This window comes from Mesorhizobium sp. M2C.T.Ca.TU.002.02.1.1, assembly GCF_003997225.1.
The window spans coordinates 1-1,201 of sequence record NZ_RZTO01001235.1; the positions used below are offsets into that span (position 1 = coordinate 1).

Genomic DNA, 1,201 nt, shown 5'->3' on the forward strand with positions numbered 1-1,201 from the left:
GAAGTCATGAGGCGACCGGCTTACCCTCCCTGATGCGGAAATTCCTGCGATATCTGGCAATGCTCGTAGGAGCCGTGCTCCTTGCCGCCGCGCTTGGCACGGTGGTGCCGCGCCCGCTCTGGCCCGCGGCAATGGCCGAAGGCGAGGGGACACGGCACATCCTTGTGCTGAAGAATCCGATCCACACCGACATCGCCGTGCCCCTCGATGACAACGTGCGCCGGCGGTTTGCTTTCCTCGCCGATGCCGGCCTGCCGATCCAGGCCACGGAGGCGCGCTATATCGTCCTCGGCTGGGGCGGCCGCGCCTTCTATCTGGAGACTCCGACATGGTCGCAGCTGAAGGCCGAGCCGGTGTTGAAGGCGCTGACCGTCGACGCCTCGGTCATGCATGTCGATGTCGCCGGCGCGATCAAGGATCCGCACCCGGATGTCGCCGGCTTCGATATCGACGAGGCGCACTTTGCAGCTCTGCTCGACTACATCGCGGCGAGCTTCCAGCAGGGGCCGAATGGACCGATGGTGGTCGAGAACGCCGGCTATTCAACCTATGACCGCTTCTACGAAGCTAACGGCCATTTCAACGCGCTGGTTGGCTGCAACACATGGACGGCGGCGGGACTAAGGATTGCCGGCCTGCGGACGGGTTGGTGGAACCCGCTGCCAGTGTCGCTGTGGTGGTCGATGGGGTTGTATAACTAGCTGGTTCTGCCCGTCAGCCGGCTTTGCGATCTTGCTTCGTCACATATTCACGCAATGCCTTGTTGATTGCGCTCTGGTAACCGCGACCGTCAGGTGTATGCCTCTTGAACCAAGCGACAACATCCGAGTCGAGACGAAGAGTCAGTTGCTGCTTGATTGGCTTGAAATACGGATTTTGGACAGCATTCTGCCAGAATTCCTCAGTCAATTCCGGGATATCGCTGGTGTCGACGTCTTCTTCCGAGCGCGCCTTCAGCGCCGCGATTTCCGCTTTCTGGGCTTCGGTCAACGGAGGTGGATTTGCAGGATCGAACTTATATCGAACGATTTTCCGCATAACGTCTTCTTTCCCTTGTTGTGGCCCGCCGCGCTGAAATGATGCGGATCACTTCGATCCCACGTTCTTCCCTATCAGCGTGGGCAACTAACAATACGAGCGCCCCATCAACCAGACCGGTCGTCTGCCAACGATATTCGCCACCTTCTACCCTGTCCTGCTC

3 protein-coding genes are annotated in these 1,201 nt (G+C 59.6%); 1 reads left to right on the forward strand and 2 read right to left on the reverse strand.

All coding sequences use genetic code 11. The annotated features are described in order from the left end of the window. Positions 1-32: 32 nt before the first annotated feature. Entirely contained in the window at positions 33-701 is a 669-nt protein-coding gene (locus tag EOD07_RS35055) for a TIGR02117 family protein (RefSeq protein WP_127238407.1), read from the forward strand. A gap of 13 nt (positions 702-714) precedes the next feature. Here EOD07_RS35055 and EOD07_RS35060 read toward each other — a convergent pair whose 3' ends face one another. Both EOD07_RS35060 and EOD07_RS35065 read right to left on the reverse strand, forming a co-directional pair. Continuing rightward, on the reverse strand, positions 715-990 hold the full coding sequence (locus EOD07_RS35060; protein ID WP_245470614.1) for a BrnA antitoxin family protein: 276 nt from the start codon (positions 988-990) through the stop codon (positions 715-717). Positions 991-1,015: 25 nt separating this feature from the next. After that, on the reverse strand, positions 1,016-1,201 hold a 186-nt coding region (locus EOD07_RS35065; RefSeq protein WP_164772875.1), incomplete at its 5' end, for a BrnT family toxin.

Coding starts and splice junctions, on each gene's coding strand:
- EOD07_RS35055 (WP_127238407.1), top strand. CDS start 33: ATGCGGAAATTCCTGCGATATCTGGCAATGCTCGTAGGAGCCGTGCTC.